This window comes from Microcoleus sp. D2_18a_B4 (assembly GCF_036702475.1).
In the GTDB taxonomy this organism is placed as follows: domain Bacteria; phylum Cyanobacteriota; class Cyanobacteriia; order Cyanobacteriales; family Microcoleaceae; genus Microcoleus.
Genome location: NZ_JAUBTL010000006.1, coordinates 27,525 through 34,829, shown reverse-complemented (window position 1 = coordinate 34,829; position 7,305 = coordinate 27,525). Strand labels below are relative to the sequence as shown.

Annotated in this window: 7 protein-coding genes; 2 read left to right on the top strand and 5 right to left on the bottom strand. The window is 43.7% G+C overall.

What is annotated here, in order from left to right; translation table 11 throughout:
• Positions 1 to 3,128: methionine synthase (gene metH / locus QUB04_RS05300; protein ID WP_333281874.1), on the bottom strand; the 3,128-nt coding region annotated here is incomplete at its 3' end.
• A gap of 177 nt (positions 3,129 to 3,305) precedes the next feature.
• On the opposite strand from metH, the gene QUB04_RS05295 reads away from it, so the two are divergent.
• Together QUB04_RS05295 and QUB04_RS05290 are read left to right on the top strand one after the other, a co-directional pair.
• On the top strand, positions 3,306 to 3,542 hold the full coding sequence (locus QUB04_RS05295; protein ID WP_333281871.1) for a hypothetical protein: 237 nt from the start codon (positions 3,306 to 3,308) through the stop codon (positions 3,540 to 3,542).
• Between the two features lie 340 nt (positions 3,543 to 3,882).
• A complete protein-coding gene (locus QUB04_RS05290; protein WP_333281868.1) occupies positions 3,883 to 4,506 on the top strand; it encodes a type I restriction endonuclease in 624 nt (207 codons plus the stop codon).
• Between the two features lie 74 nt (positions 4,507 to 4,580).
• Here QUB04_RS05290 and QUB04_RS05285 read toward each other — a convergent pair whose 3' ends face one another.
• The 4 genes from QUB04_RS05285 to QUB04_RS05270 form a co-directional block, all read right to left on the bottom strand.
• On the bottom strand, positions 4,581 to 5,339 hold the full coding sequence (locus QUB04_RS05285; protein WP_333281866.1) for a hypothetical protein: 759 nt from the start codon (positions 5,337 to 5,339) through the stop codon (positions 4,581 to 4,583).
• Between the two features lie 105 nt (positions 5,340 to 5,444).
• A complete protein-coding gene (locus QUB04_RS05280; RefSeq protein WP_333141310.1) occupies positions 5,445 to 6,125 on the bottom strand; it encodes a dual OB domain-containing protein in 681 nt (226 codons plus the stop codon).
• A 65-nt stretch (positions 6,126 to 6,190) separates the two neighbouring features.
• Positions 6,191 to 6,643 carry a DUF488 domain-containing protein gene (locus QUB04_RS05275; RefSeq protein ID WP_333281863.1) on the bottom strand — a complete coding sequence of 151 codons (453 nt, stop codon included), beginning with the start codon at positions 6,641 to 6,643 and terminating at the stop codon, positions 6,191 to 6,193.
• Positions 6,621 to 7,247, bottom strand: coding sequence for a DUF488 domain-containing protein (locus QUB04_RS05270; RefSeq protein WP_333108399.1), 627 nt, complete (start codon positions 7,245 to 7,247; stop codon positions 6,621 to 6,623). The genes QUB04_RS05275 and QUB04_RS05270 overlap by 23 nt, the downstream gene beginning before the upstream one ends.
• Between the last annotated feature and the right edge of the window lie 58 nt (positions 7,248 to 7,305).

The window sequence follows — 7,305 nt, the reverse complement described above, 5'->3', positions numbered from 1 at the left end:
ACAGGCAAGATGCCTGTGCCACTTTCTGTTGTGGGGTGGGCATCTTGCCCGCCACTGATTATTGTTTGCCCGCCACTGATTATTGTTTGCCCGCCATCCATGATTTCTGGGTCGTACACATACAAAGAATTGCCTTCAGCTTGACAGGGAAAATACCCGTAAATGGCTTGGGGATGCAACAGCTTCTCAGTGATTATTTTGTGTTTCCATTCCTCCAATTTCGGATAAACTGTCTCAGCTAAGAAAGCGTCGTATTCTTCCCGCGATTGGTCTTTTGGCTTGCGGAACTGCCACTGGCCCGCAACTAAAGCTTGCAAATCTAAGTGCCAGAAAATCTCCTCAAAGGGGATGTCTTCTCCCTGCAACAGTTTCGTTCCCCAGAAAGGAGGAGTCGGGCGATCGATATCTGCTGCCACTGCTTCGGATCGCCTGGTATCTATCACCACAGGAGTGTCTGCTTTCTGGGGATCTTCTACAGAAGTTTCTGGCGCAGCTTTAGCTTCTTTAGTCGCCCCATTCTCCTGCCCTATTTCATCTAAAAATCCTTGCAAATCTTCCCATTTACCCGCAGATTTCGCAGGCATGAGTTTGTCCATAAAGTGCAAGTCAGAAAAGGCATCTTTGCCGTAAACGACTTTACCTTTGTAGGTATTTTGGCAGTCTTCATGTACAAACTTGGGAGTCAAAGCCGCGCCGCCCAAAATTACGGGGACGGTGATTCCTTTCTGGTTGAATACTTCCAGATTTTCTTTCATGAATGCGGTGGATTTTACCAGCAAGCCACTCATGGCAATACAGTCGGCTTTGTGCTTTTCGTAGGCTTCGATGATATTGTCAACTGACTGTTTAATACCCAAGTTAATCACTCGGTAGCCGTTGTTTGATAGGATAATATCAACCAAGTTTTTGCCGATGTCGTGAACGTCGCCTTTGACAGTAGCGATGATGAATGTGCCTTTGGCGTTGTCCCCGGATTCGGACTTTTCCATGTACGGTTCTAAATAGGCAACTGCCGCTTTCATTGTTTCTGCTGACTGCAATACAAATGGCAGTTGCATTTGTCCCGAACCGAACAATTCTCCGACTACTTTCATGCCGTCTAGCAAGAAGGTATTGATAATGTGGAGGGGCGGATAGGTTTCTAATGCTTTGGCGAGTTGAATGTCGAGCCCAATGCGTTCGCCGTCGATGATGTGCTGCTTGAGACGTTCTTCTACCGGGAGGTTTGCGTCTTCTGTACGATCGCGCTTGGTAGTTTTGCCCGCAAACACCGTTGTCAGGTCGCCCAAGGGGTCGTAAACGCAAATATCACCGTCAAACTCCCGTTCGTCGTAAATCAGTTTACGGCAGATTTCTTGGTGTTTGGGGTCGATTTTGGCCAGGGGCAAAATCTTATTAGCGCTGACAATTGCCGAGTCCATCCCCGCTTGCATTGCTTCGTGCAAAAACATGGAATTCAAAACTTGCCGCGCCGCCGGATTCAAGCCGAAGGAAATATTAGAAACTCCTAAAATTACGTGACAGCCTGGTAATTCTTGGCGAATGCGGCGGATGGATTCGATGGTGGCTTTGCCGTTTTTTCTGTCTTCTTCAATTCCGGTGGAAATGGGCAAAGCTAGGGTGTCAAAAAATATTTCCTCGGCGGGAATTCCGTAGGCGACGGCGGCGTTATATGCGCGCTGGGCGATCGCAAATTTTTGGTCAGCAGTTCTGGCCATTCCGTCTTCGTCAATTGTACCGATAACTATGCCCGCGCCGTATTTTTTCGCCAACTCCAAAACTTGATAAAAACGCGGTTCTCCGTCTTCGTAGTTAGTGGAATTCAGCAAACATTTGCCGCCCGCAACTTTTAAGCCGGCTTCCATCTTTTCCCATTCTGTGGAATCCAGCATTAAAGGGAGAGTGGCATTAGTCACAACGCGGGAAACTAATTCTTTCATGTCTCGCACGCCGTCGCGGCCGACATAATCAACGTTAACATCGAGAATGTGCGCGCCTTCTCGCACTTGTTCCCTGGCCATTGCGACTAAACCATCCCAGTCTTCGGCGTTTAGCAAATCGCGGCATTTTTTGGAACCGCTGGCGTTGAGTCTTTCGCCGACAATTAAGAAGGAATTCTCTTGTTCGTAGGGTTGGGCGCTATAAATTGAGGCGGCCGATGGTTCCCAAGTAATTTCGCGGATTTTGGGTTTAAGAGTTTTGCCAATTTCTGCTAGTTCGCGGATGTGATCGTAGCGGGTTCCGCAGCAGCCGCCGATGACTTGCACGCCTAAGTCTTCGACAAAGCGCATCAAGGCCATTTTTAATTCTATTGGCGTGAGTTTGTAGTGCGCGTGTCCGCCGATGTTTTCGGGTAAACCGGCGTTGGGAACGCAGGAAACGACGAAGGGTGAATGTTCGGAAAGGTATTTGACGTGTTCCGCCATGCGATCGGGCCCGGTGGCGCAGTTGAGGCCTAAAATGTCGATCGGGTACGGCTGCAAAATGGCTAGGGCGGCGCTGATGTCGGAACCGACTAACATTGTGCCGGTGGCTTCCATTGTGACTGATACCATTAACGGAATTCGCGCACCTTTTTTCTTAAATACTTCTTCAATGGCATTTAATGCTGATTTAATTTGCAGCACATCTTGACAAGTTTCGACAATAAATAAGTCAACGCCGCCGTCATAAAGTCCTTCTGCTTGTTCGGCAAAAGCGGCGGTGAGAGTGTCGAAATCGATGTGTCCTAATGTTGGCAATTTGGTGCCTGGCCCGATCGATCCTGCGACAAATCGAGGTTTTTCTGGCGTGGAAAATTCGGCAGCGATACCCTTGGCGAGTTCGGCGGCAGTTTTGTTGAGATAATATGCTTTGTCTGCCAAATCGTATTCGGCGAGCACGATGGAAGCGGCGCCGAAGGTGTCTGTTTCGATGACATCGGCCCCTGCTTCGAGGAATCCCCGGTGCACGTTGGCGACGGCTTCGGGTTTGGTGTGGACGAGATATTCGTTGCAACCTTCGTATTCTTTGCCGCCAAAGTCTTCTGCGGTGAGGTTTTGGACTTGCAGGTTGGTTCCCATTGCGCCGTCGAAGACGATGACGGGGCGTGAGGGGTGGTGGAGTCGATCGAGGAATCTGCTATTCATAAGCGGTAAAAAAACGCAGGTGCTATATATTTACAATTTTATCTATTGTGCAATATTGTCAACAATTATGTGACTGTTGGCAAATGACTAATTACTGAAGGATTTAATGCTGCTGACAATAGTTCGATCGTACCTGTAATTTTACCGATCGCCCTGGATTCTTGTCAAAATTCTGTTGTGGGTGAGGCTGGGGGGGGAAAATCGGCGAGTTGCAAGGGGTTTTTTCGGTTAACTGCTGAGGAATTTTGCGAAAATGCGATCGCCACAATTAAACGAGTGATGTTCAAGGGCGATCGAATTCTCTTACAGCAAGACGGGGAAGATATCGCCGCGATAATTTTGGAAGCAGAGTTTCACAAGCTAGATTATCTGATGGCAGAACTCAAACCGTCACAATTGGTGCCTGAAGAATAATATTTTTATGAAGATGAAGGAGGAATTCACTGCATTTAGCCGGACGAACTTTTAGATAACTTTGATAACATCAAAGCTGATGTACAGGAATTTGATAAATTATTTTGCTTGTTACCCACAGAAGAAATGGGAGAGGATGTTGATATTTTTCTGCCTGTAGCTATCCTCATGTCGGTATATAGATTCTGGATACCGGAATACTTAATTGCTGAGAAAATTTTGGTGAGGAAATGCTAGGATAATAGTATTTTACATTGTTGGCTCGCACAACCACAAGAGAAAAATCGCAAGATGAACGTGCAAATGGATATAATTAAATAAAAAGCAAGGACATAAAATTATGGTGGAGATAATTCAAGCCCAAAATGTCAAGCGGCGCGACTTAATAGAAAAGTTTGGATTGCAGCGCACTGACGATGCTCAGTTTTTTCGAGAGTGGCAGGACGATTTACCAGAACTGACAGACTTGGAAAAGCAAACTCTAGATGAAGTCAAGGGTGACTACATTCACTTATCCGAGTATGAAATCTTAGAACCTGTAGTCAAATTGGTTGTGCTTGCTCCGCTATTAAGACTAGCAGGTTTTTATCGCGCTCCTTTTTACTTGAGTGCGGAAAAAGAGGTGATAATTGAATCTGAAGATGAGGGAACAATTGTCAGAGGACGCCTCGATTTACTGGTTTTTACCCCGGATTTTTGGGTATTGGTAATTGAGGCAAAGAAGTCACAATACTCGCTAGAAGCAGGAATTCCGCAAGCTTTAGCATATATGCTGGGAAATCCTCATCCTGACAAACCTGCTTTGGGATTTGTCACAAATGGCATTGATTTTATTTTCATGAAAGTGACAAATCAAGGAACACCTAAGTATGCTGAGTCGTATTCATTCACGCTGCGGAGCGAGGATGGGTTGTACACTGTCCTGAAGGTGTTAAAGCGCTTTGCTCAATTATTCAGGGAATAGGTTTTTGTGTTGCAAAAAGTATGTAAGGGCGATCGCTCTTATTGATTATTAAAAGCGATTTTCTAACTAAAGCATTAAGATTTCTTTCTCATCCTTTTGTTGGAAGCTCTTTTAGGCAGTCGCTTAATTTCACTTTCGCCTCCTTGAACTTCTCCTTTTTTGAGATTTTCTTCTACTTCTTCTATAATTTCTAAATCCACAATTTCAACCTCGCCCCCGCTGATTTCTTCCTCTTCCTCAATCTCCTCCGAATTCTGTTGATTTGCGATTAACTGCACGGCTAACCCAGAAGCTTGAACAGACAATTCTTCGATTTTTTCATTAATTTTAACTTCTCCAATCCGATGCTCAATTTCCGCCGCCGGTAAATCTTCCTCGGTAGCAGGAAAGTTATCAATTTCTTGACTAATTTCAGTTTCTCTGATTTCCTTGTCAACTAGCTGCATGGATAACTGCTGCTTTTCCCTTGACAATTCATCAACCTTAGTTCCAAGCATTCTAATCTGTTCGTTGAGAACGCGAATTTCTCGGTTTTGCTGCTGAATCATTTCTTCGGCATCAGCAAGAGTTCGATTTCTCTCTAATATCACCTCATTTTTAGTTTCTAATTCCAAAGCGCTCATAGCCGCTTTAATTACATTATAAAAATGTGGCTTAGATACATCAACTTGTTTAGCATTATGGCGACTTTTTCCCAAAAGTCCAATCTTTTGTCCTTGCTTAACAGCCAAAACAAAACCTTGATGATTTTTTATTTTTAATTCTTTGACAAAATCTACTTGAACTAAACTGCAAATATATTTGTGACAGTCAAAATAAAATTCTGCTTTCATCAAAAAGCACCCCTTTCTGCTACAGTCCCGCAGAATTATAGCACGAACAGAGTTTTTGCGGTAAATAAAAAGAAATAAATAATCGATCGCCCATTTTGATCAAAACTAAATTTCATCCTCAACAACATCTTCCGGCAACTCTACCACACCCGCAATCAACTTCCAACAAGGGTCATCTCCCTCCCAATCATCGGGCCGCCAAGGCATACTCAAACTCACTGTTACCAAACAAGCTTTTTGCGGTCGATACCCCAATTCTAACTTTCTAATAAACACTGGATCGGTAATTGTTGCAGTCAATCTTTGACCCTGCTGCGTGACAAGAGATCCTTCCCATTTATTACCACCTTCAAATCTTTGACTTAGCTTTTTTACCGTAAATCTTACTGCTTTGACTAATTGCAAAGTTAAGCGATCGCACATTGGCAAAGACTGCATATATGCCACCGTAACATATCGCAAATCGTTGTGCAAAATATATTCTTGACTCTGGCAATATTTCAACAAATATGCTGGCGGAACCTTCCCAACTTGCCGCCATTTTCCCGGTAAAACAGAAAGATTTTCACACTCAAAGCCAAAGTCCGGCCCCGTCTTTGCCAGAGGAATTTCTAGAACATCTAACAACGCGGGTTCAAGTCTATTTATCTGCCGCATTTCTTTAGGAATTTGGCCATCTGGTAAGTCGGAAACCGGACGCACCCACTTACCTTGAAGTTCATTAATTCCGGCGATGCACCTGTCGCCGCGTTTCCAGGAATTAGCGAGACAAATTATCCGAGTCATTCGATTTTAGATTTTAGATTTTAGATTTTAGATTCATCCCACAATTATCTAATATTTTCCCTAAATCACAGATGATTAATTGTCACATTTTTCCACTTCTCGCTGAGATATTCAGCAACTAAGCGGCGGTGACAATTATGAGGTTTGGGTTCGCTACAAAGCAGACACCCGCAGTCTAAAATATCCGATGAAACCTTGTGTTCAATTTGTCGATCGCCCATCAACTCCAAAAACTTCTGTTCATAAAGATCCCAATCTCCCTTTTTCTTTTTATAATCATCCAAAATATCTTGAGTTGGCGCTAAATCCAGAATGTGAACGTACTCAATATTGCCAATGGTTCGCAAAAAATACTCTAAATCTTTCCGCTTAGCAAAACCAGCCAACTGCGATACATTATTCAGCCGCGTATCTATCACCCTGCGGACTCCCGCTTTCATCAAAGTATCAAAAAACTGCTCGGCGCTTTTTTGAGTAAAACCAATTGTAAATAAATTAATGGCTTTCTTTTGTGACATAAGCGATTTCCAATCCGTGACGATAATAAGCTGTTTCTAAATCTACTATTTCCTGTTTAACTTGAGGCTCTAATTCAAACAAGCTTAGCTGAATTGGCTCATTATTTTTTTTGCCTTTGTTAAACTTGCTCAAAAGTCTTTCTTCTAAATGCTGGTGCGATTCTAAATTGCCATCGGAAAGAATGTGATGAATTTGTAAATTAAATTCTCTGAGTTTCTGGCAAACTAAAATAGTCCGATGACAAGTAATCGGGTCTTTTTCCGCACACATTAAACAGATTTTATAATTTGCTGCGCCTTGGATCAAGCGCTGAATTCCTTCGGAAAATAGAGGAGTTGCTGCTATGCGATCGTATAAAGCTTTGCCGCTAGTATCGTAACAGCTTAAATCCTCTGGTCTCGCGCCCAACTCTTTGCCTAAAAAAACATATTGAATGCCGACACTTGACAGAGAAGCTTTAATTTCGGATTTATTAAAATGAGGTAAATAGCGGCTAAAAGGATGCGATCGCACGTCCGCAACCGCCGTAATTCCGTGTTGTTGCAGCAGCAAAACAAACGCTTCAATACTCAGATTGGAGTGTCCGATCGTAAATAATTCCATTGCTTCGATCTTACTATTCAGTCTTTGCCTTGCGGAGGAGAATTTGTGTATCCCGATG